Here is a 23,138-nt window from a genome sequence, read left to right on the forward strand (position 1 = left end):
GCGCTCGAAACAGCCGCCGAGGGGCAGCCGCGAGCGCGATGCCTCAGCTTCGCTTGGCCGTGCCGGTGACGAGCTGGGTCTGGCCGGTGGCCGGATCGGTGACGACGTTGCGGATCGAGGCGGTGTCGTTCTTGCCGAGCGCGAACTTGGTATCGCCGATCCGGAACGAGCCGTCCTTGATCAGCACGCTCTGATACTTCACCGTGCCTTCGCTTTGATACTTCACCTGCGCGCGGAAGCCCTGCACGTCGGAGACGGTGATCGAGAACTTCTTGGTGTTCGAATAGGTGCCGGTCCAGGTGCCGTTGTAGAGCGCCGGATCGACATTGACGTATTTGGTCTTCGACGGCGTCTGCAGCGCCGCGGACGTATAACCCGACGCCAGCACGCTCATGATGTCAGCCATCGCGCGGCTCCCATGACGAATCTCGCCCGGGCACTCCACACCCGGCGGGTTAACAGTGTGTTAAGGATTGGCGCGTCGGTTGGCCACAGCCCCTGCGCCGGCGATGTAGCTCCTGTCTTAATCGCTGTAATCGGCGCCCACGACCGACAGCTGCGTCCCCTCGGTCCGGGCATTAGGCTTCCTCCTTTCAAGACCAAGGAGGATTGCATGGATTACATCTGTGTTTTCAGGGCGCTCATCGGCTTCGCAACGTGAACGCCGCGATACGGCAGTGGTCCGCGCGCGATGCGAGCGCGCAAACAAAAACCCCGCCGGTGAGGGCGGGGTTCGTAGCTTTCGGTCTATCGCGGCGTGCGATCAGTGCGCGGCTTCCAGCGCCGCCTGCTCCTGGCGGGCGATGGTGCCCTTGACGGCGCTCTGCACCTTCTCGAACGCCCGCACCTCGATCTGGCGCACGCGCTCGCGCGACACGCCGAACTCGGCGGCGAGATCTTCCAGCGTCATCGGCTCGTCGGCGAGGCGGCGGGCCTCGAAGATCCGCCGTTCGCGCGGGTTGAGCACCTGGATCGCGCCGTTCAGCGCGGCCCGGCGCTGGTCGAGCTCTTCGTGCTCGGCCATCACGGCTTCCTGGCTCGGCGACTGATCGACCAGCCAGTCCTGCCATTCGCCCGGCTCGCCATCGTCACGGATCGGCGCGTTGAGCGAGGCGTCGCCGCCGAGGCGGCGGTTCATGTCGACCACGTCCTGCTCGGTGACGCCGAGACGGGTCGCGATCAGCTTGACCTGGTCGGGATGCAGATCACCCTCGTCCAGCGCCGAGATCTTGCTCTTCGCCTTACGCAGGTTGAAGAACAGCTTCTTCTGGTTCGCGGTGGTCCCCATCTTCACAAGTGACCACGAACGCAGGATGTACTCTTGAATCGACGCCTTGATCCACCACATCGCGTAGGTGGCGAGGCGGAAGCCCTTCTCGGGCTCGAACCGCTTCACTGCCTGCATCAGGCCGACGTTGCCTTCGGAGACGACTTCGGAAATCGGCAGGCCATAGCCGCGGTAGCCCATCGCGATCTTGGCGACGAGGCGAAGGTGGCTGGTGACGAGTTGATGCGCCGCGTCGCGATCACCGTGTTCGCGCCAGCGCTTGGCGAGCATGTACTCTTGGCCGGGCTCGAGCATCGGAAACTTGCGGATTTCCGCAAGGTAACGAGCGAGGCCGGATTCTCCGTTGAGGACCGGGAGCGTAGCAGCACGGGCCATTCAGCGCCCTCCAATTGGGTTTCAGGCCCCCGATAGCGGGCGGCCAGGCAGACAGATCGCTGTGTCAAAGCCGACCGGCCTGCGATGTTCCGCGTTGGGCCATCCCAACGCACCTGCAATATACAATACGTTAGTCGCGCAAGTTTAGTTACGGTCTTGTCACGTCGTTGTTACGCCGCAACAACGCGGTGAAATGATTTACGTTTTCTGACTGCGCCGCGTCATTCCGTCGCGATCAGCGCGGCCTGAAGATGAGCCAAATCGGCCGGCAGGGGCGATTCCCAGGTCAGTACCTCGCCGCTCGACGGGTGCTCCAGCGTCAGCAAATACGCGTGCAGCGCCTGCCGTCCGAGCTCCGCGAGCGCGCTCCGCGCCGCCGGGGCGAGCTGGTTGGCCTTGGTCTTGAAGTGCGGCCCATAGACGTCGTCGCCCAGCAGGGGATGGCCGAGATGGGCGAGGTGGACGCGGATCTGGTGGGTCCGCCCGGTCTCGAGCTGGCAGGCGATCAGCGCCGCGACCGGCTTGCCGTCCTTCCCGGCGAAGTTCTCCAATACCTCCCAATGGGTGATCGCCTCGCGGCCGCCCTGGCGCACCGCCATTTTCTCCCGCGCGTGCGGGTGGCGGTCGATCGGCGCGTCGATGGTGCCGTATTTGCGGCCCGGCACCCCCCAGACGAAGGCGAGGTAGCCGCGGCGCAGTTCCCCGGTGCGGCCGTGGTCGGCGAATTGCGCGCTCAGCGACTGGTGCGCCTTGTCGTTCTTGGCCGCCACCATCAGGCCGGTGGTATCCTTATCCAGGCGGTGCACGATCCCCGGCCGCCTCACCCCGCCGATCCCGGACAGCGACGCGCCGCAATGCGCGATCAGGGCGTTGACCAGGGTCCCGGTCTCGTGCCCGGCCGCCGGGTGGACCACCAGCCCGCGCGGCTTGTTCAGCACGATGATGTCGGCGTCCTCATAGACGATGTCGAGCGCGATCGCCTCGCCGGCCGGCTCGGCCGGGACCGGCGGCGGCACGTCGATTGTGATCGTCTCGCCCGGGGAGGCGTGATAAGCGGGGTCGCGGACGGGGGTGCCGGCGATCGCCACCCGGCCGTCGAGGATCAGCGCTTTCAGCCGCGACCGCGACAGCTCGGGGCAGCGCGCCGCCAGCACGCGGTCGAGCCGCGGCGAGCCCTCGTCGCCGGCCACCACCACATTCACGGGATTTTCCGGCGTTTCGCCCACAACCGCACCTTCCAAAACAGCCGCCTTCAAACAGAGATTCGCATGACCGACACCGCCACGCCCGACCCCACCCCCGAGCAGGCCGCGCTGTTTGCGCGGGTGCGGCGGATGATGCTGATCGCGGGCCTGACCACGACGCTGGCGGTGGCCGCGGTGTTGATCGCCATCGGCTATAAGCTTTTCCGCGCCGAGGGAAGCGCGCCGGCCGCCACCGAGCACACCCTGCGCCTGCCGAAGGGCGCCCGCGTGGTCTCCACCGCCTCCGCCGGCGACTATGTGGTCGTCACCCTCGACATCGGCGGCGCCACCGAACTGCGCACCTTCGAGGCCAAAACCCTCAAGCCCACCGGCCGCCTGACCTTCGCCACCGAGCCGTAGGCGGCAGGGCGTCGTTCGTTCGGTCCCGCAGGCCGTCTTAAGAACGAACGCCTTGCCTTTAGATCGATGCCCTGCCCCACCAACGTCGTCATGGCCGGGCTTGACCCGCCTGCGGGGCCGTAGCCCCTTCGGCGCGGAGAAGGCCCGGCCATCCACGCCACAGGCACGGACATCTCGTGTCGATGGATGCCCGGGTCGAGCCCGGGCATGACGGATTTCGGAAAAGGCCGCCCCCGATCTTGCGGTGGCTCGGTTTCGCGGCTATTGGTTCGGCCCTCACGCTCCCTTCGTCTAGCGGTTAGGACGCGGCCCTCTCAAGGCTGAAACAGGGGTTCGATTCCCCTAGGGAGCGCCATTCTGCATTGCTGAGAGTGTTCTCGCCGTCGCCGTCATGGCCTTAGAAGACGAACTGTTCAGCAGCGTAAGAGACTGGCGTTCCCAATGAACGTCCCCAAGATCTCTTCAACTGGGTCAACTAGTGCAGCCGTCACCAGGCGGCTTTTCAGCAAGCCAAGCTGCAAGAACATCCATGTGAATTGCGAAGTCTCGCCCCTCGTCAGGTCCGCCTTTGTGAATGATCCCCACAACCGCACACTGGCTGCTAAGTAGAGGGCCGCCAGACATCCCTTGGGGAAGCTTTTGAGTCACTTCAATGAGTCTGACGCCATGTTGGACCGTAAGTGAGCTCACCTTTCCATCTCGGACATTAAGCCTATCACCTGGGCCGAAGCTCGGATAACCGACTGCTGTTAACTCCTGTCCGACTGCGACAGGTTGATTAGATCTATCTAGTTCGAAATACTCAGTACTCGGAATTGTGTGCTCCAAAAGAGCTAGATCTCGATCTTTGTCTCGATTGACCACTCTAACCGTGAACTCATTGGCTCGTTTGCTCGGGTGATAGAGCTGAGCTTCTTTCACACCTTCGACGCAGTGGGCTGCCGTAATCAAGCCCACGCCCTTGAGGAAGAAGGCGGTCCCCTGCGCCTCCTCATGTTCAACTACCCAAACCGCTCGGTCGCGAATCTCTTCACTTGTCGGCGTTACCGCGATCCTTGCCTCTGGAAAGTTCTTGTTGAATCGAACCGCAATTGCCCGAAATACCGGGTCAGACTGTCCTCGAATGTGGGCTAGCCAGGCAATCTTTCCTGCGAGATGGGCGGCTAACTTGGAAGTGCCGCCGTGCTCGCTCTCGAATTTGTCCTGCGCTCCTTTTTTTCCGAGTTTCTCAACAGAATAGAGCGCGGCTCGGATATTTCGTACGTAACGCCGATCAACATTAAGCAGCTCGTTGACCTTGATCCCTGTTACCATTCGGCGGGAGTTTCGATCCGCGTAATGTGCTTTATCCGCGTTTAACGAGAAACCATTGCTTGCGATGATGTTGCGAAAGGGCTGGATAAGAAGGTCGGAGTTGAAACGTCCCAATGGGGCAGCGGCTCCCTCAAACATCGCGGCCATAGGTTGATGGCTCGAAAACGTTATATCGTCCGCATAGCGCGTGTAGATGCAGCGCATGCTCTTAGCGAAAACCAGTAGCTCCTTATCCAGGCGAAAACAGATCATGTTCGAGAGGATAGGGCTGGTCGGTGCCCCCTGCGGCAAATGGCCATTGTGGCAACAAAGCCTCGCGATAAGCCTTGATACGCGGCCATCGATATTGAGTGCTTCTAGAACGCCCGCAACTCTGTTCTCGGTTATGGAAGGAAAAAAGTCTTTCAGGTCGATATTGAGTACAAAACGTTTGCGAAGGTGAGCTTGAGCGTTTGTTTTTACCGACTTTCCAGCAACGAAGCCGTGTACTGGATGCCGTACGCAATAGAGTTGGTCGAGCAGCGGAAGGAGCTTCCTCTGAAGGTGCTTTAGACGATCATCCGGCGCTTCTATTATCCTAGTTTTCCCCTTCCCCTTCGCGATCTCGAATTGGTGGTACATTCGTCGACGAAACCACCAGATTTTGATCATCTCGCGAGGAGACATCTGTAGATACAAAAAAAAGGCCGTTTCGTCAGCAAGCTCGGCCGGTATTGACGTGCGTATACTTGAGTTGAAGAGGGGCAAAGTTACGAGGTCTCCCTTCCAATCACGCCATGCTCGCATTGCGCATGTGGCGCGCACGATTTGCACAGACTTTAGCTCTTACGCCGCAGTTACTACAGCGCGTATGCGATGGGAGACCTCGTACATAAAGTCTATCAAGAGTGCGGCTTGAGATCCAGACTTCATCGCGGTCTTGCTGCGTGAAAGCTATACGAGGGTTGATTGACTTGCCCGCAGATGAAATCAGACTTCTGTCGTACCGTAGGGGCCTTCGTCGGGTAGCGGACAGAGTCCTCGCGGCCGACGTTGCCAGAAATGATTCCTCGCAGTGCCCCAAGGTCATCCCTAGTCTCCCAGCTCTACCGACGTGCGTTTTATCCGACCGTAGAATCATGTTGCTCGAGTTCGGGGAGGGGAGTTGTATGTAACCGGTGGCATGCTGGCGGGCGTTAATTAATGTCTCGGCCTCGCCAAGCATCTTAGCGAAGCGATCCTCGGGTCATGCCCCACATCCGATGCACAAGCCGTGAATTCAGCGCGGGCTCTTCGACCCCTTCACCCCCGCCTCCCGCTCAATCTCCCCCGCCACCCCCGGTGCCTCATCCGCCGCCACCGGCCGCGAAAACACGTAGCCTTGTACGAAATCGCAGTCGAAGGCGGTGAGCAGGTCGACCTCGGCGTGTAGTTCGGCGCCTTCGGCGACGACGCTCATGCCGAGGCCGTGCGCCAGCGCGATGATGCCGCCGAGCAGCTTGCATTTCTCCGGCACGGTGGCGATGCCGTCGACGAAGGTGCGGTCGATCTTCAGCCGATTGAACGGCAGCCGCGTCAGATAGCCGAGCGACGAATAGCCGGAGCCGAAATCATCGAGCGCGAGCTGGATGCCGAGCTTCGACAGCGCCGCGAGCGTCGTGCTGACTTTCTGCTTGGTGTGATCGACGAACAGATTTTCGGTCAGCTCCAGGCACAGCAGCTCGGGCGGCAGGCCGGTCTCGGCCAGCACCGTGGCCACCACCTTTTCGAAATCGCCGTTCCAGATCTGCGCCGGAGACACGTTCACCGAAATGGTCCTGGCCGGCAGTCCGGCGTCGAGCCAGCCGCGCATCTGCTTGCAGGCGTCGCGCAGCACCCAATGGCCGAGGTCGACGATCAGGCCGGTGGTTTCCGCGATCGGAATGAACTCCGCCGGTGAAATCGGTCCGCGCTCGGGATGGCTCCACCGCAGCAGCGCCTCGAAACCGATCACGCGCCCGGTCTTGAGATCGATCTGTGGCTGGTAGTGCGTATTGAGCCCGCCGCTGTCGACGGCGTGGCGCAGGCGCCGGCCGAGGTCGAGCTTCTGGTCGACCGCCTCGGCATACATCGGTTCGAACAGCTGCGCCCGGCCGCGCCCGGCCTCCTTCGCCATGTAGAGCGCCAGGTCGGCATTGCGCGAGGCCTTCTCGGCCGTGGCGCCATGCTCTGGTAACAGCGCGATGCCGATGGTGGCGCCGATGCAGGCTTCGCCTTCGGCGAGCTCGACCGGGACCGATAGGTTGGCGATCAAACGGTTCGCGAGCGCGGGCGGTGCTTCGCCAGAGGTGGCTGCAGTGCTGATCAGCACCGCAAATTCGTCGCCGCCGATCCGGGCAATAAAGGCCTGCGGACCCAGCTCCTGCCGCAACACTCTGGCGACGTGAATCAGCAGACTGTCGCCGGTGGAATGGCCGAGCGAATCGTTGACCTCCTTGAAACGGTCGAGGTCGATCAGGTACAGCGCGTGCTGTCCGTGGTCCGGGATCGGGTTCTCGAACAGGTCGGCGAGTCTGCGTTTGTACAGCGCGCGATTAGCCAGGCCGGTCAGCGGGTCCGTATAGGCAAGCTGCTCGAGCCGGCGCTCCGCTTCCTTGCGATCGGTGACGTCTTGCGCGGTGCCAATCAGGCCGATGACCGTCCCGTTCGAAATCTCCGCCTTGCAGATGATGGCCAGATCGCGCGGCGCGCCATCGGTGTGCAGAATCCGGATGTCGGTGGCTTCCGTCGTGCTGGTGCGAAGGACGCGCTTCTGGATCTTCAGCAGGCGGGCGGCGTCATCGCCCAGAAAGTAAGGCTCCGTGCCTTCATAGGTCGGTTCGAACGCATCAGGCTCCAGGCCGAGCAGCTGGTAGAGTTCGGGCGACCACACCGTTCGGCCGGTGTCGAGCCGATGAGTCCAGGTCCCGATCCGGCCGAGCCGATGCGCCTCTTCCAAGGCTCCGGTGCGCTGGTCGAGCAAGGTTCTGGCGGCGGCGAGCTGGGTGATATCACTCGCGGTGCCGCGATAGCCGAGGAATGTCCCGTCATCGGCAAAGATCGGCTTGCCGCTGGTGGAGATGATGATCCGCGAGCCGTCATTGCCCATCGAGGTGTAGACGAAGTCGCGGAACGGCCGATGGGCTTCCATGTCTTCCCGGTGCAGAGCCATGGCGGCTTCTTCTTCGGGTGCGTAAGCAAGCTCCCATCGCGCCCGACCGCCGGAGGCGACGGTTCGCAGCGCCACATTGCCGTCGAGTGATTTCGGATAGGGCAGCAGCCGATGGTCGGGGCCGGACTCCCAACACCAGTCCGACGCGGTGCTGACGAAATCTGCCAGACGCTGTTCGCTCTCGGCTAATTGCCGGAGAGCAGACGTCTCGGGAGTTGCATCCCGGACGATGCCGAACACCCGCTGTACCTGACCGTTCGCATCGAACTCCGGTTCGCCGTGCACGACGCAATCGAGCAGGCGACCATCGGGCTTGATGAGTTTGGTTTCCACCGCAAACGGCCGGCCCTCCGTCCAGCACGCGGCGTAGTGAGCTTGCAGGATCGCGTGGCTGTCGGTGAGGTCATGATCGTGAGCCGGGGTGATCGCGGCGCAATCGTCGGGCGTTTCGGCGTCGTAGAGGGAAGCGAATTCGGCCGACATCCAGAAGTCGGTGGCGGCGCCGCTATGCGACTCCCAATACGCGGCGCGTGCCATCCGCATCGCGCGACGCAGCGACCATTCCTGATGCCACCCCCGCGGTTCTCGTGGGTATGGCTGCCGCAATGACACTCCACGAACGGTCATCTCTCACCACCCAAGACGAACCCTCACCAGGGTACAGTCGTAACATGGTGCCGGTCGGCGTCAGAGCGAAAGTTCCAACGAGATCAGAGCGTTCGTCATCGTGGTGTAATTTGCGTGAACCGGACTGGGAACCGGCCGGTCGGTCCGAAGCTGGTACTGTCTGTTCCCGCTTATCGAGGAGCGCGTCGTTCACAACGCTCCTAACAAATCCAGCTTCAGATCCTCATAATCCTCCAATCCCACCGAGATCCTGATCAGTCCGTCCGTGAAGCCATGCCGCGCGCGTTCGGCCGGATCGTAGGTCGCATGAGTCATGCTGGCGGGATGTTGGATCAGCGTCTCGGCGTCGCCGAGACTCACCGCGCGGGTCGCGAGCTTCACCTTGTCCATGAAGCTGCGGCCGGCTACTAATCCACCTTTGAGTTCCAGCGCGATCATGCCGCCGGGCTGGCGCATCTGCTGCTGCGCGAGCTTGCGCTGCGGATGACTGTCGAGGCCGGGGTAGTAGACGGCGGCGACGGCCGGATGCGCTTCGAGGTCGTGCGCGAGCCTCAAAGCGGTGGCGCTGTGGCGGTCCATCCGCAGGTTCAGCGTCTTCAGGCCGCGCAGGATCAGGAAGGCGTCGAACGCCGAGATACAGGCGCCGTTCAGTTCTTTGATGCCGACGAAGCGGAGCTGATCGATGATCTCTTTCGGCCCCACCACCGCGCCGGCGAGCAGATCGCCATGGCCGCCGAGATATTTGGTAGCCGAGTGAGTGATGAGATCGGCGCCGAGATCGAGCGGGCGCTGCAGATACGGCGTGCAGTAGGTGTTGTCGACGACCAGGCGAACGTCGGCGCGCCGGCAGATATCGGCGCAGGCGGCGATGTCGACCAGCCGCATGTTCGGATTGGTCGGGGTCTCGGTGAACACCAGCCTGGTATTCGGGCGCAGCGCGGCCTGCAGATTGGCAGGATCGGTGAGATCGGCGAACACCACCTCGATGCCGAACCGCGGCAGGTGATGCTCGAACAGCCCGAACGTGCAGCCGTACAGCATCTGATCGGCGACGATGCCGTCGCCCGCTTTCAGCAGTGTCCAGATCAGCGCCGTCAGGGCGCCAACGCCCGAGGCCGTGGCGAGCGCGGCCTCTCCGCCCTCCAGCGCGGCGAGCCGGCTTTCCAGCACCGCCACGGTCGGATTGCCGACCCGCGAATAGACGAAGCCCTCGGCCTCGCCGGCGAACCGTGCCGCGCCCTCGGCGGCGCTGGCGAAGGCGTAAGTCGAGGTTAAAAACAGCGGCGGGTTGAGCGCGCCGTGATGCGCCAGCGGATCGTAGCCGTGGTGGATGGCGGTGGTGGCAAAGCCGGGCGAGCGAGCGGATTCGGTCATGGCGGGGGCTCCTTCGTGGCCAGTATGGCTCGATTTCCGCCGCCGAACTTGCTAATCATGCTATGTCGAGCCTTCGAATTAGCAATCTTCGTCACTTCGCTGCGCAGCATATGAGCAATCCTGCCAAATTCGCTCTGGATGCGATTGATCTGAAAATCCTCGCCGAGCTGCAGGCCGACGCCCGGATTCCCAACATCGTGCTGGCCGAGAAGGTCGGGCTGTCGCCGTCGCCGTGCTCGCGGCGGGTCAAGCTGCTGGAGCAGGCTGGGGTCCTGGCGAGCTACCGGGCGTTGGTCGACCGCGCCGCGGTCGGGCTGGCGGTCACGGCGTTTGCGTTCATCCGGGTCGAGCGGCATTCCCGCGACAATGCCGACAGCTTCATCGCGGCAGTGCAGACCATGCCGGAGGTGATCGCCTGCCATCTGGTGTCGGGCGACAGCGACTTCCTGCTCGAAGTGGTGGTGCCCGATATCGCCAGCTACGAGGCCACCGTGCTGCGCGGCCTGCTGGCGTTGCCGACGGTGCGCGATATCCGCACCTCGTTCGCGATGCGCAGCTACAAGGTCGACGGCCCGCTGCCGCTGCGGGCAGCGCCGACCGGTTGAGGCTCAGCGTAGCGCGGTGACCGCGGCGGCTTCGCCGGCGTGCAAGCGGAAGATCACGAATTTCTCGATCAGGATCGATTTCTGTTCGATCTGCTGCCACGAGAACCCTGCTTCCTGCGCCCAGGCTCTCAGCAGCGGAATGTTGGTGTCGGAGGACAGCAGCAACAACATCTCGCCGCCTGTTGCGAGATGCCGCCGCGCCGAGCCGAACAGGTCGCGGAGATGGCAGTAACCCGGGCCGGCGACCCAGGCGTGGTCGGCGATATCGACCGGCTCTCCTGCGAACGACGGCGGGCTCGAAATAATCAGGTCGAATCTCTCATCCGGAGTGACGGCCGAGAACAGGTTCGACAGCCGCGCCTCGACGCGATCGGCCACGCCGTTCGTCGCGGCGTTGATCCGGGCGGCGTGCACCGCGTTGGGATTGATGTCGAGCGCCACCACCTTGTCGGCGCCGGCCAGCGCGGCCGACAGCGCCAGAATGCCGGACCCGGTGCCGATTTCGACGGCGCGCTTACCCCGCAGGTCGAGCCGCCGCAGATGCGCCGCGAACATGCCGCTGGTGACGAACACGCCGGGATGAAACACCGACGGCGGCACCTCGAGCACGACGTCGCCGACGCGGGTGCGCCGGGTGCGCTTGCTGGAAAGAATGAAGGTGTGAGACGCCCAGTGGACGAATTTGCGGAACAGGGTGCGAGGCAGCGAGTAGCGGTCGGCCGTGGCTGGGCCACGCAGCGCTGAATCCGTCAATGTTTCCCCCCAGCTTCGAGCCTGGTGGGGCGACAACGACGGTCCGGCGCTACCGTTCCTATGTGCGCCGGAGACGATGACGAAGCGATGGGATGCTGCGGGCGCTTAGTGCGCGAGCTGCTGCCTCACCCAGCGGACGATCTCTCCCGCCGGCATCGCGCCCGAGGTTCGGGCGCGCTCGCGGCCGTTCTCGAACAGGATCATGGTCGGGATACCCTGAATGCCGAGCCGGCTGGCGATCTGCTGCTCGTTGTCGGAGTTCAGCTTGATCAGGCGGACGTTCGGCTCCAGCTCATGCGCCGCCTGCTCATAAGCCGGCGCCATCGCCCGGCACGGCCCACACCACGGCGCCCAGACATCAACCAGCACCGGCACGCTGCTACGCGACACCTGCTTGTCGAACAGCTCACCGCTGACGTCGGCCGGATGGCCCTCGAATAGCTTATGACCGCACTTGCCGCATTTGCCATCCAGCGCCGGCCGCTGCTCCGGCAACCGATTGACCCCGCCGCAATGCGTGCACACCACGAGATGGTCGGACATGGTCGGATCTCCTCGCCGATTATCTAGGTGTTCCCTTCGTCATTGCGAGGAGGCGAAGCCGACGACGCAATCCAGCGGCTCCGTGCACGAGGCCCGTGGATTGCTTCGCTGCGCTCGCAATGACGGTAAGAGCTACGGCACCAGCACGGCGGCGCCGAGCAGTTCGCCGGCGCGGAGCTTGCCGAGCACGGCGCCGGCCTCGCGCAGCGGGAAGGCGTGGGTCTCGGTCCGGATGCCGGCCTGCTGCGCCACCTTCAGAAAATCGACACCGTCCTGCCGGGTGAGGTTGGCGACCGACACCAGCTGGCGTTCTTCCCACAGCAGGTCATACGGAAAGCTCGGGATGTCGCTCATGTGGATGCCGGCGCACACCACGCGGCCGCCTTTGCGCACTGCCTTCAGCGCCGCCGGCACCAGGCTGCCGACCGGCGCATAGATGATCGCGGCATCGAGCGGCTGCGGCGGCAGCTCCTCCGAGGCGCCGGCCCATACGGCGCCGAGGCTGCGGGCGAAGTCCTGAGCGGCGCCATCGCCGCCGCGGGTGAAGGCATATACCTGCCGCCCCTGCCAGCGCGCGACCTGCGCCACGATGTGCCCGGCGGCGCCGAAGCCGTAGATGCCGAGCCGCTCGGCGTCTCCGGCGATCACCAGGGAACGCCAGCCGATCAGTCCGGCGCACAGCAGCGGCGCAATCGCAACGTCATCGCCGGCCTCGCCGAGCGGAAACGCGTAGCGCGCGTCGGCGATGGCGTGAGACGCAAAGCCGCCGTCGCGGGTGTAGCCGGTGAACAGCGGCGCGTCGCACAGATTCTCCATGCCGCTTCGACAGTAGCGACACACCCCGCAGGTGTGGCCGAGCCAGGGAATCCCGACCCGGTCGCCGATCTGGTGGGTGGTGACACCGGCGCCGATCGCCGCGACGCGGCCGACGATCTCATGGCCGGGAATGATCGGATAACGGATGTTCGGCAATTCGCCGTCGACGACATGGAGGTCGGTGCGGCAGACGCCGCAGGCACTCACCGTGACCAGCACCTCGCCGTCGCCCGGCTGTGGCGTGTCGCGCGATTGCCATTGCAGCGGCGTGCCCGGCGCCGTCAGCACCATCGCATCCATCGCGGGGCTCCAGGGTCGGAAAGATCAGATAGTATGGATATAACGCGCGCGGCCTTATCGATCAAAGCCGAGCCGATCAGCTCCGCTCGCGCGCCACCCAGTTTTCGCCCAGCTTGCGGTACTGTTTCTTCACCGCCGCCCAGGCGACGCGATGCGCGGTCGCTTCCTGCTCCTCCGCGCCGCGATCCTGGTACTCGGCGAAGGCGTTGTTGAAGGCCGCGATGTAGATCTCCTGCGCGTGCAGCGGCAGCCGGACTTGCAGCCCCGGCGGTAGATCGTCGGTAGAAGCATAAGGCACGCAGGCCCTCCCTTATCGCGCCGCTCCGCCGAGGAACTGGCGACGGTGATCGCCCGTTCCTGGGTCGTGCGGCGCTACCTGTTGCGACGCTCGCACCCGATTGCGGCAAGCTCGCGTCGCGGTGGGGGTGTTGACGCCGGTCAATCGGCCGGCTGGCCCAGGCTCCTAGACTGACGCCAGCCCGGCCGATCGGGCCCCGGCCAACAAAATAACAAGCACGGGGGAGATGGCGATGACGTCTCCGGCTTCGGACTTGCCGCCGCTCAGCGGGCGGTCGTTCGCGGTGCTGCGCGAGTTGATGGTCGAGCGCCAGATTGCAGCGCGCGGCGTGCATGATCCGCGCGTGCTTGCCGCGATGCGCAAGGTGCCGCGCGAAGCCTTCCTGCCCGAACCGATGCGTGATCTGGCGTACGAAGACGCGCCGGTGCCGATCGCCGCCGAGCAGACGATGTCGCAGCCCTACATCGTGGCGCTGATGGTCGAGGCGCTGTTGCTGCAGGGCGACGACAACGTGCTCGAAATCGGTGCCGGCTCCGGCTACGCCGCCGCGGTGCTCGGTGAGATCGCCGGTCACGTCACCACGGTCGAGCGGATCGCGGGGCTCGCGGACGCTGCGGCGGCAAGGCTCGCCGCGCTCGGCTACGGCGATGTCGACGTGCATCGCGGCGATGGCACCCGCGGTTGGCCTGCGGCCGCACCTTACGACGCGATCGTGGTTGCCGCCGGGGGGCCGCAGGTGCCGGAGTCGCTGAAGGCCCAGCTCAAGATCGGCGGGCGGCTGGTGATGCCGGTCGGGGCCGATCAGCACGCCCAGCAGCTGGTGCGGCTGACGCGGCTCGGCGAGGCCGATTTCAAGCGCGAGCATCTCGGCGACGTGCGTTTCGTGCCGCTGCTCGGCGCCGAAGGCTGGCAGCAGCCGGAGCCGGCCGGCAGGACGGCACGGGACAAGGGATGATCAGGGATGATCAACCTTGCGGAAGATCAGCATTGCCCGATCTTCATCGGTCTGGAACAAAGGCGGTGCTAAAGTTCGAGGATTGGCCGTCGGCGCTCGTCACGGCCTCCCCTCATGACCACTTCGAATCAAATCCAACAAGACGCAGCCGGGGAGCGCGACATGATCAAGGATCTCATCGTCAATCTCGAACGTAGCACGGATCGCCAGCAGATCACCGACATCGCGCTCGGCGTCGCCGAGCTGTTCGGCGCTCATGTGGCCGGCTGCTGCTTCGCCTATGATTCGCTGCCGAGCTTCACGATGCCGGACTTTCCGTCCGACGTGCTGAGCAAGATGCTGGCGGCGAGCGAAGAAGCGGCGCGCGCTGCGGTCGCCCAGTTCGAAGCCGCCTGCAAACGCGAGGGCGTCTCGGCCGAGCATCATCTGCTCGAGACCGCCTATGGCACTTCGGGACGTTTCCCCAAGCTGGCGCGCCGGTTCGATCTGTCGGTGATCATGCAGTCCGACGCCGAGAACGGCGACAACGACATTCTGATCGAGCAGGTGCTGTTCGACTCCGGCCGGCCGCTGCTGATCGTGCCTTACATCCAGAAGACCCCGGTCAAGCTCGATCGCGTGATCTGCTGCTGGGACGGCAGCCGCGCCGCGACCCGCGCCATCAACGACGCCAAGCCGTTCCTGCGCCGCGCCGGCCAGGTCGAACTGGTGATCGTGCGCGACCACAAGGTCCGCGATCCCAACGAACTGCGCGGCATCGAGATGGCCAATCACTTGGCGCGCTACGACGTCAAGGTCGACATCAAGACCATCACGGCGCCCGATATCGGCGTCTCCGGCACTATTCTGTCGCACGTCGCCGACACCTCGGCCGACCTGTTGGTGATGGGCGGCTACGGCCACTCCCGCCTGCGCGAATTCGTGCTCGGCGGCGTTACCCGCGAGATGCTGGCGTCGATGACCGTGCCGGTGCTGATGTCGCATTGACGCGGTCGTTCGGCATCCTGGCCGAACTCTCGATCGTCATTGCGAGCAAGGCAACGAAGCCATTCAAGTCACCGTCATTCCGGGGCGCGCGCAGCGCGAACCCGGAATGACGAGATTGTTGCGCACCAGGACGTTTCCACCACGTCGGGATTCCGGGTTCGCTTGCTACGCAAGCGCCCCGGAATGACCGCTGGATTGCTTCGCTTCGCTCGCAATGACGGAAGTGCGTAGCGAAGTAATCCTACACGCATGGCCGAATATACGGCCGGTTGATCTCCCATAGCTCGTCGAGGATCTTCTCGGCCGCGACCGCCGAGTTGACCACCGGGTCGATCAGCAGCGCCTGCAGGGCCAGTTCTTTCGAGGCGTGGACGGCGGCTTCGACGGCGAGCTGCTGCACGCTGGCCTGCATCAGCATCAGCTTGGCGATCGGGTCGGGCAGCGGGCCGAGCGACACCGGATGCACGCCGGCCGCGTCCACCGTCACCGGGACTTCGACGGCGAGCTCCGCCGGCAGGTTGGGGATCACGCCGCGATTGAGCACGATGCCGGACTCGATGAAGCGCTTCTGGTTGTGCAGCATCGCGGCGATCACCGCGGCGCCGCGCTCGCCCGAGGGCTCGGTCCACCACTGCGGAATCGGCATCGTGCCGCCGAGCACGCCGTTCATCTGGGTGAGGAATTCGCCGCGCCAGCGTTCGTCCTGGTCGAAATCGTAGCCCTTCTCGCCGGCTTCCCAGCCATACGGCAGATACTCGCCGAGATGATCGTCGCTGCAGGTCAGCCAGTAGCCGAACGCGCGATACAGCCGCCGCGTGAACCGCCAGGCATCCGGATCGAAGCTCTGCTCGGCGGCGCGAAACCGCGGATACAGATCCTCGCCGGTGTCGCGGTGGCGGATTTCTGTCAGACACTGGAAGTGATTGAGCCCGGCGCCCCAGACTTCGATCTCGTCGCGCGGCATCTGCATGATGTAGGCGACCGCGTCGCGGCCCATGAAGATGCCGTGACACAGCCCGATGTGGCGCACCTTGGTGTAGCGGCCGAGCGCCAGAATGATCCGGCTTTCCGGATTGGAGTAGTTGAGGAACAGCGCGTTCGGGCACAGCTCCTCGATGTCGCGGATGAAGTCGAACACCAGCGGCAGTGTGCGCAGCGTGAAGAACAATCCGCCGGGGCCGCCGTTCTCGCCGAGAGTGTGACGGATGCCGTGCTTCTTCGGCACCTCGAAGTCCTGCTTCCAGAGCCGGTTGCGATCGATCGCGGTGGCGTTGATGACGAACCCGGCGCCATCCAGCGCGGGGCGGCGGTCGGTGGTCTGCTCGATGATCAGTCCGGCACCGGACCTTGCGTTCATCAGCTTCGCCAGCTCGGTCATTCGACCGAGCGTTGCCGGATTGCGTCCGACCAGCGTCAGCGTCGAACCGGCCAGCACCGGCGACGCAAACAGGTCACGAAACATGCTGAGACCGAACGACGCACTGGAGGCGCCGAGGAACACGATCTTGGTGGTGTTGGTCATCTCAAGTCGCCTCCGCCGGCAGGCCGGTTAGCCGCGTGGAGCGGGCAGATCCGCGCACGGGCTTTCGCCTGCTACTCCGCTGCGAACGGATCTGAAGTGAACCGCAGCGGTTCGGGCACGGTCTTGACGCCGATCAACGGCACCGGCACATCGCCACGCCACACTGACTGCCCGCCCGCCTGTCGAAATTTCCTCAAAAGCATCAAACCGGAGTGCGCCCCGCGATGGTCGACATCGTCACCCTTACGCCCAATCCTGCGATCGACCTGTCGACGTCGGTCGAGCGTTTGGTGCCGAGCCGCAAGCTGCGCTGCGCGGCGCAGAAGCGCGATCCCGGCGGTGGTGGTATCAACGTGGCGCGGGTGGTGAAGCGGTTCGGCGGTGACGTCGAGGCGATCTTTCCGGCCGGCGGCTTCACCGGCAAGCTGCTCAAGCTGCTGCTCGACGAAGAGAACGTGCCGAGCCGGATCGTCGAAGCGGTTGCCGAGACGCGCGAGGACTTCTCGGTCAGCGAGAACGCCACCGGCGAACAATACCGCTTCGTGCTGCCCGGGCTGCCGCTCGCCGAGCACGAATGGCGCGGCATGCTCGATGCCTTGGCGGCGACCTCGCCGGCGCCCAAGATCGTGATCGGCAGCGGCAGCCTGCCGCCCGGCGTGCCGGTCGATTTCTACGCGCAGGCTGCTGCGGTGGCCAAGCAGCTCGGCGCCAAGTTCTTCCTCGATACCTCCGGCAAGCCGCTGACCGCGGCGCTGGCGCAGGGCGTCACCCTGATCAAGCCGAACCTGCGCGAGATGCAGGAGCTCGCCGGCCGTCCGCTCGGCTGCGAGAAGGAATGGGTCGACGCCGCGCGCGCGCATATCGCGGCCGGCCAGGTCGAGATCGTGGCGCTGTCGCTCGGCCATCTCGGCGCGCTGCTGGTCACCAAGGACCAGGCGCTGCGCTCGCCGGCACTGCCGGTGACCCCGGTGTCGACGGTCGGGGCCGGCGACAGCTTCCTCGGGGCCATCGCGCATCGGCTGGCGCAAGGCGGGTCGATCGCAGACGCCTTCCGGCTCGGCCTCGCGGCGGGCTCGGCGACCCTGACGGTGCACGGCACGCAATTGTGCGGCCCGGACGAGGTCGAGCGGCTTTACGCCCAGGTGATCATCGAGCCGATCTGACGACATACGAGGCCCCGCGCGGGTTTTGCCGCGCGGCCCAGGAACTGTTCGCGGAACCCTTGGTTGACGTGCGCAAAGGCTGGCGGCGCGTTGCCAGGAGTTCGCATGTCCCAAGACGAGTCCCGACTTCACGACACCGACATCCCCGATCCCGCCGACGGCACGGTGGCGTATGACGGCCCGGCCGGCGGCTGGGGCTCGCTGCAGGGGATCAGCCGGATCTTCGGCAAGGAGTGGAGTTCGCCCGCCGCGATCGAAACGCTGATGCGCCAGAACAAGCCGAAAGGCTTCATGTGCGTGTCGTGCTCCTGGGCCAAGCCCGCCGACTATCACACCTTCGAATTCTGCGAGAACGGCGCCAAGGCGACGCTGTGGGAGCTGACCAGCGCGCGCTGCACGCCGGAATTCTTCGCCGAGCACAGCGTCACCGAGCTGCGCGGCTGGTCCGACTACGACCTCGAAATGCAGGGCCGGCTCACCCACCCGATGCGCTACGACGCCGCGACCGATCACTACGTGCCGTGTTCGTGGGACGAGGCGTTTCAGGCGATCGGCGAGCATTTGCGCGCGCTCGATCCGAAGTCGGTGGTGTTCTATGCGTCCGGCCGCGCCAGCCTGGAGACGTCGTATCTCTACGCGCTGTTCGCGCGGCTGTACGGCACCAACAACCTCCCCGACAGCTCCAACATGTGCCACGAGACCACCTCGGTGGCGCTGAAGAAGCTACTCGGCGTCGGCGTGGGCACGGTGGTGTTCGACGATCTGTCGAACTGCGACGCGATGTTCTTCTTCGGCCAGAACACCGGCTCGAACAGCCCGCGTTTTCTGCATCCGCTGCAGGAGGCGGCCAAGCGCGGCGTCGAGATCATCACCTTCAATCCGGTGCGCGAGAAGGGTCTCGAAAGCTTCGTCAATCCGCAGAACCCGGCCGAGATGCTGACCGGCCGCGAGACCAAGATCAGCAGCCAATATCACCAGGTCAAAGCCGGCGGCGATGTCGCGGTGCTGATCGGCCTGTGCAAGCACGTGTTCGCGCGCGACGATGAAGCCAAGCGCGAGGGCCGCCGCGTGCTCGACGTCGATTTCATCGAAGCGCACACCCATGGGCTCGACGAGTTCGAGGCCAAGGTGCGCGCCACCTCGTGGGACGAGATCGAGCGCGAGTCCAGTCTCAGCCGCGTGGCCATCGAGGCGGCGGGCGACGTCTATGTGAAGGCCGATCGGGTGATCGGCATCTACGGCATGGGGCTGACCCAGCACGCCCACGGCTTCTTGAATGTCGCGATGTTCGTCAATCTGCTGTTGCTGAAGGGCAATATCGGCCGCGACGGCACCGGCATCTCGCCGGTGCGCGGCCATTCCAACGTGCAGGGCCAGCGCACCGTCGGCATTTCCGAAAAGCCCGAGCTGGTGCCGCTGGACAAGATGGCCGAGCAGTTCGGTTTCTCTCCGCCGCGCGACAAGGGCATGAATACGGTCGAAGCCTGCCACGGCATTCTGGCGGGCAAGGTCGGTGCCTTCATCGGCCTTGGCGGCAATTTCGTTCGCGCCATCCCGGAGCGCGACGCGATGGAAGCTGCCTGGACGCGGATGCAGCTCACCGTGCAGATCGCCACCAAGCTGAACCGCAGCCATCTCATCAACGGCAAGTCCGCCTACCTGCTGCCCTGCCTCGGCCGCACCGAACAGGACATCCAGGCCGGCGGCCCGCAGGCGGTGACGATGGAAGACACTTTCAGCTGCATCCAGGGCTCGATCGGGCTGCGCAAGCCGGCGAGCGAGCATCTGAAGTCGGAGCTTGCGATCGTCGCCGGCATCGCCAAGGCGACACTGCCGGGCGGCAACCCGAAGCTGAGATGGGACGACTGGGTTGGCGACTATGGGCTGGTCCGCGACCTGATCGAGCAGAGCTACCCGGAGATGTTCGGCGACTTCAACGCGCGGATGTTCACGCACGGTGGTTTCTACAAGGGCAACGCGGCGCGCGAGCGGATCTGGAAGACCGAGAGCGGCAAGGCGGAGTTCACGACGCCGGACCGGTTGAATTCGATCGGCTTCGATGAAGCGCCCGGCCGCTACCGGCTGATCACGATGCGCTCCAACGACCAGTTCAACACCACGGTCTATGGCATGAGCGACCGGCTGCGCGGCATCGAGGGCCGCCGCGACGTGCTGCTGATCAATCCGGACGAGATGGCCAAGGCGGGCCTCACCGAAGGCCAGCAAGTGTGGCTCGAAGGCGACGCCGGCGATGGCGTGCATCGCGAGGCCGGGCCGCTTGTTGTCACGCCGTTCAAGCTGCCCGACGGCTGCTTGGGGGCCTATTACCCGGAGATGAATTCGCTGATGCCGGTGTGGCACCATGACGGGCCATCGAAGACGCCGGCAGCCAAATCGGTGCCGGTGCGGATCCGGACCTGAGGCGGCATGTCTGCTTGATCCACGTCATCGCCTGTTCACGCCGGTCGATTAAGCCGCGGCAGGATGCGTCGTGTCGCACGCGCGTCATCCTGCCGGCTTGCGGATTGCTGCCATCGAATGATCGGGTTGCGTCTGCGCACGGCGGGGTGGCATTGCAAGCCATGCACGCGTCGGCCACTATGTGGCGCTGCGACATCGCCGTCGTCATGCGCAAGACACCGTCGCGCACAGTGGGAATGGCCGGCTTCCGGCCGCTGGAATGAGAGGCCGCATGAGTCAAGGTGTCACCGCTCCGTTCGCCCGTCATGCGATGGCTTACGTGCTGGCGGGAGGACGCGGCAGCCGCCTGATGGAGCTGACCGACTGGCGCGCCAAACCTGCGGTGTATTTCGGCGGCAAATCCCGCATCATCGATTTCGCGCTGTCGAATGCGCTCAACTCCGGCATCCGCCGCATCGCGGTGGCGACGCAGTACAAGGCCCACAGCCTGATTCGGCATCTGCAGCGCGGCTGGAACTTCTTCCGGCCGGAGCGCAACGAGAGCTTCGACATTCTGCCCGCGAGCCAGCGCGTCTCTGAAGAGATGTGGTACCGGGGCACGGCGGACGCGGTCTATCAGAACATCGACATCATCGAGAGCTACGATCCGAAGTTCATCGTCCTGCTCGCGGGCGACCACGTCTACAAGATGGACTACGAGAAGATGCTGCAGCAGCACGTCGAGCAGGGTGCCGACGTCACGGTCGGCTGCCTCGAAGTGCCGCGGGCTGAAGCCACCGCGTTCGGCGTGATGCACATCGACGAGAGCGATCGCATCATGTCGTTCCTGGAAAAGCCGGCCGATCCGCCGGCGATGCCGGGCAAGGCCGACAAGTCGCTGGTCAGCATGGGCATCTACGTCTTCGAGACCAAATTTCTGCTCGACGAGCTGCGCCGCGACGCCGCCGATCCGAATTCGACGCACGATTTCGGCAAGGACATCATCCCCTACATCGTCAAGCACGGCAAAGCGGTGGCGCATCACTTCGACAAGTCGTGCCGCCGGTCGAGCTCCGAAGCGATCAGCTATTGGCGTGACGTCGGCACGGTCGACGCTTATTGGGCCGCCAATATCGATCTCACCGACATCGTGCCGGAGCTCGACCTCTACGACCGCGAATGGCCGATCTGGACCTATGGCGAGATCACGCCGCCGGCGAAATTCGTCCATGACAAGGAAGGCCGCCGCGGCGAAGCGGTGTCGTCGCTGGTGTCCGGCGGCTGCATCATCTCGGGTGCATCGCTGCGGCATTCGCTGCTGTTCACCGGCGTCCGGGTGCACTCGTTCTCGCATGTCGAGAACACCGTGGTGCTGCCTTACGCCGACATCGGCCGCTCGTGCCGGCTGAAGAATGTGGTGATCGATGCCGAGGTCAAGCTGCCGGCCGGTCTGGTGGTCGGTGAAGATCCGGAGCTTGATGCCAAGCGGTTCAGGCGCACCGAAAACGGCATTTGTCTGATTACCCGCGCGATGATCGAGAAGCTCGACGCATGACCACACTGGCGGTTCTCTCTGTTGCGTCGGAACTGTTTCCGCTGATCAAGACCGGCGGGCTCGCCGATGTGGCGGGCGCGTTGCCGGCCGCCCTGCGGGCCAACGACATCGCCGTCACCTCGCTTCTGCCGGGCTATCCGGCGGTGCTCGGCGGTATCGAGGATCCGCAGCAGGTCCATAGCTTCAACGAATTGTTCGGCGGCACCGGGCGGCTGCTGGCTGCGCGCTGCGGCGATCTCGATCTGTTCGTGCTCGACGCGCCGCATCTCTATGTCCGGCCGGGCAATCCCTATGTCGGCGCGGACGGCAAGGATTGGCCCGACAACGGCCTGCGCTTTGCGGCGCTGGCGCAGGTCGGCGCCGCGATCGGCCAGGGTCTGTTGCCGCACTACAAGCCGGACGTGCTGCACGCCCACGATTGGCAGACCGGACTGTTGCCGGCCTATCTGAAATACAGCGGACGGCCGGGACCGAAGACCGTCTTCACCATCCACAATCTGGCGTTCCAGGGGAGGTTTCCCTACGAGCTGCTCGCCAGGCTGGGCCTGCCGGAGCGCGCCTTCGGGCTCGACGGCATCGAGTATTATGGCGGCATCGGCTATCTCAAGGCTGGCCTGCAGCTTGCCGACCGCATCACCACCGTGTCGCCGACTTATGCAGCCGAGATCCAGGGTTCGGAAGCCGGCATGGGCCTCGACGGCCTGCTGCGGCTGCGCGCCGACCGGCTGTCCGGCATCCTCAACGGCATCGACACCGACGTCTGGAATCCGGCCAACGACGCGTTGATCTCGGCCACCTACGACGTCGAAAGCATTGCGGCCCGCACCCGTAACAAGAAGGTGCTGCAGGCACGGTTCGGCCTCAAGCCCGAGCCGGGCGCGCTGCTGTACGGCGTGATCAGCCGGCTGTCGTGGCAGAAGGGGCTCGACCTGTTGCTCGAAGCCCTGCCGCAACTGATCGCGGGCGGCGCGCAGCTCGCCCTGCTCGGCTCCGGCGATGCCGAACTCGAACAGGCCTACGCGGCCGCGGCGCGCAAATATCCCGGCCAGGTCGGCGCGGTGATCGGCTACGACGAAGCGCTGGCGCATCAGATCCAGGCCGGCGCCGACGCGCTGCTGGTGCCGTCGCGGTTCGAACCCTGCGGCCTGACGCAGCTCTGCGCCTTGCGTTATGGCGCGGTGCCGGTGGTGGCGCGGGTCGGCGGTCTGGCCGATACGGTGGTCGACGCCAACGAGATGGCGACCGCCACCGGGGTTGCGACCGGCGTCCAGTTCGCGCCGGTGACGACCGATGCGCTGATCAAGGCGTTCGGCAAAACCCGCGCGCTGTTCGCCGACGTCGTTGCCTGGCGCAATCTGCAGATCAACGGCATGACCACCGACGTGTCGTGGAAGAACCCGGCGCAGCACTACGCGAAGCTGTATCGCGACCTGGTGGCCGAGCGCTGAGCCGGCCGTCGGCGCGCTTCAACGATTGAGCCCGAATCCCGG

19 protein-coding genes and 1 tRNA gene are annotated in these 23,138 nt (G+C 64.8%); 9 read left to right on the top strand and 11 right to left on the bottom strand.

Annotated elements, in window-relative coordinates; translation table 11 throughout:
• Positions 1-43 precede the first annotated feature (43 nt).
• The 3 genes from RPPS3_RS01905 to RPPS3_RS01920 all read right to left on the bottom strand — a co-directional run bounded on the left by RPPS3_RS01905 (position 44) and on the right by RPPS3_RS01920 (position 2,859).
• Positions 44-406 carry a hypothetical protein gene (locus RPPS3_RS01905; protein ID WP_107342593.1) on the bottom strand — a complete coding sequence of 121 codons (363 nt, stop codon included), beginning with the start codon at positions 404-406 and terminating at the stop codon, positions 44-46.
• Positions 407-763: 357 nt separating this feature from the next.
• Positions 764-1,663: an RNA polymerase sigma factor RpoH gene (gene rpoH, locus RPPS3_RS01915; protein WP_107342595.1), complete on the bottom strand. Its 900-nt coding sequence runs from the start codon at positions 1,661-1,663 to the stop codon at positions 764-766.
• A gap of 221 nt (positions 1,664-1,884) precedes the next feature.
• Positions 1,885-2,859, bottom strand: a complete 975-nt coding sequence (locus tag RPPS3_RS01920; RefSeq protein ID WP_107346386.1) for an RluA family pseudouridine synthase — start codon at positions 2,857-2,859, stop codon at positions 1,885-1,887.
• Between the two features lie 72 nt (positions 2,860-2,931).
• On the opposite strand from RPPS3_RS01920, the gene RPPS3_RS01925 reads away from it, so the two are divergent.
• A complete protein-coding gene (locus RPPS3_RS01925) occupies positions 2,932-3,267 on the top strand; it encodes a hypothetical protein (RefSeq protein ID WP_012494099.1) in 336 nt (111 codons plus the stop codon).
• 280 nt (positions 3,268-3,547) lie between these two features.
• Positions 3,548-3,622 (top strand) — tRNA-Glu (locus RPPS3_RS01930).
• A 116-nt stretch (positions 3,623-3,738) separates the two neighbouring features.
• Here RPPS3_RS01930 and RPPS3_RS01935 read toward each other — a convergent pair.
• The 3 genes from RPPS3_RS01935 to megL all read right to left on the bottom strand — a co-directional run bounded on the left by RPPS3_RS01935 (position 3,739) and on the right by megL (position 9,751).
• Positions 3,739-5,232 carry a reverse transcriptase domain-containing protein gene (locus tag RPPS3_RS01935; protein WP_234820067.1) on the bottom strand — a complete coding sequence of 498 codons (1,494 nt, stop codon included), beginning with the start codon at positions 5,230-5,232 and terminating at the stop codon, positions 3,739-3,741.
• 607 nt (positions 5,233-5,839) lie between these two features.
• Positions 5,840-8,377 carry a bifunctional diguanylate cyclase/phosphodiesterase gene (locus RPPS3_RS01940; RefSeq protein WP_107342597.1) on the bottom strand — a complete coding sequence of 846 codons (2,538 nt, stop codon included), beginning with the start codon at positions 8,375-8,377 and terminating at the stop codon, positions 5,840-5,842.
• A gap of 189 nt (positions 8,378-8,566) precedes the next feature.
• A complete protein-coding gene (gene megL / locus RPPS3_RS01945) occupies positions 8,567-9,751 on the bottom strand; it encodes a methionine gamma-lyase (RefSeq protein WP_107342598.1) in 1,185 nt (394 codons plus the stop codon).
• A 110-nt stretch (positions 9,752-9,861) separates the two neighbouring features.
• Between megL and RPPS3_RS01950 the strand changes: the two genes are divergently transcribed.
• Positions 9,862-10,356 (top strand): Lrp/AsnC family transcriptional regulator, encoded by a 495-nt coding sequence (locus tag RPPS3_RS01950; RefSeq protein WP_107342599.1) that lies wholly within the window; start codon positions 9,862-9,864, stop codon positions 10,354-10,356.
• 3 nt (positions 10,357-10,359) lie between these two features.
• Here RPPS3_RS01950 and RPPS3_RS01955 read toward each other — a convergent pair whose 3' ends face one another.
• The 4 genes from RPPS3_RS01955 to RPPS3_RS01970 form a co-directional block, all read right to left on the bottom strand.
• Complete coding sequence (locus RPPS3_RS01955) at positions 10,360-11,109, bottom strand: 50S ribosomal protein L11 methyltransferase (RefSeq protein ID WP_159060636.1); 750 nt, start codon at positions 11,107-11,109, stop codon at positions 10,360-10,362.
• Between the two features lie 105 nt (positions 11,110-11,214).
• Entirely contained in the window at positions 11,215-11,652 is a 438-nt protein-coding gene (gene trxC, locus RPPS3_RS01960; RefSeq protein ID WP_107342601.1) for a thioredoxin TrxC, read from the bottom strand.
• Between the two features lie 132 nt (positions 11,653-11,784).
• Complete coding sequence (locus RPPS3_RS01965; RefSeq protein WP_107342602.1) at positions 11,785-12,768, bottom strand: zinc-dependent alcohol dehydrogenase family protein; 984 nt, start codon at positions 12,766-12,768, stop codon at positions 11,785-11,787.
• 76 nt (positions 12,769-12,844) lie between these two features.
• Positions 12,845-13,066 (bottom strand): ChaB family protein, encoded by a 222-nt coding sequence (locus RPPS3_RS01970; protein WP_107342603.1) that lies wholly within the window; start codon positions 13,064-13,066, stop codon positions 12,845-12,847.
• A 232-nt stretch (positions 13,067-13,298) separates the two neighbouring features.
• Here RPPS3_RS01970 and RPPS3_RS01975 point away from each other — a divergent pair, with 232 nt between their 5' ends.
• Together RPPS3_RS01975 and RPPS3_RS01980 are read left to right on the top strand one after the other, a co-directional pair.
• Positions 13,299-14,021, top strand: a complete 723-nt coding sequence (locus tag RPPS3_RS01975) for a protein-L-isoaspartate(D-aspartate) O-methyltransferase (protein WP_107346387.1) — start codon at positions 13,299-13,301, stop codon at positions 14,019-14,021.
• Positions 14,022-14,183: 162 nt separating this feature from the next.
• Positions 14,184-15,008 (top strand): universal stress protein, encoded by an 825-nt coding sequence (locus RPPS3_RS01980; RefSeq protein ID WP_107342604.1) that lies wholly within the window; start codon positions 14,184-14,186, stop codon positions 15,006-15,008.
• Positions 15,009-15,249: 241 nt separating this feature from the next.
• Here the strand turns inward: RPPS3_RS01980 and RPPS3_RS01985 are convergent, their stop codons facing one another.
• Complete coding sequence (locus tag RPPS3_RS01985; protein ID WP_107342605.1) at positions 15,250-16,530, bottom strand: alpha-glucosidase/alpha-galactosidase; 1,281 nt, start codon at positions 16,528-16,530, stop codon at positions 15,250-15,252.
• A 224-nt stretch (positions 16,531-16,754) separates the two neighbouring features.
• Between RPPS3_RS01985 and RPPS3_RS01990 the strand changes: the two genes are divergently transcribed.
• From RPPS3_RS01990 to glgA, 4 genes are all read left to right on the top strand, one after another.
• Positions 16,755-17,693, top strand: a complete 939-nt coding sequence (locus RPPS3_RS01990; protein WP_107342606.1) for a 1-phosphofructokinase — start codon at positions 16,755-16,757, stop codon at positions 17,691-17,693.
• Positions 17,694-17,798: 105 nt separating this feature from the next.
• A complete protein-coding gene (locus RPPS3_RS01995; RefSeq protein WP_107342607.1) occupies positions 17,799-20,114 on the top strand; it encodes an FdhF/YdeP family oxidoreductase in 2,316 nt (771 codons plus the stop codon).
• A gap of 271 nt (positions 20,115-20,385) precedes the next feature.
• The gene (glgC, locus tag RPPS3_RS02000; RefSeq protein ID WP_107342608.1) at positions 20,386-21,648 is read left to right on the top strand and encodes a glucose-1-phosphate adenylyltransferase; all 1,263 of its coding nucleotides are present in this window, start codon (positions 20,386-20,388) and stop codon (positions 21,646-21,648) included.
• Positions 21,645-23,096, top strand: a complete 1,452-nt coding sequence (gene glgA / locus RPPS3_RS02005) for a glycogen synthase GlgA (protein ID WP_107342609.1) — start codon at positions 21,645-21,647, stop codon at positions 23,094-23,096. Before glgC ends, glgA begins: the two co-directional genes overlap by 4 nt.
• The last annotated feature ends 42 nt before the right edge of the window (positions 23,097-23,138 follow it).

Source organism: Rhodopseudomonas palustris (genome assembly GCF_003031265.1).
GTDB lineage: Bacteria > Pseudomonadota > Alphaproteobacteria > Rhizobiales > Xanthobacteraceae > Rhodopseudomonas > Rhodopseudomonas palustris_H.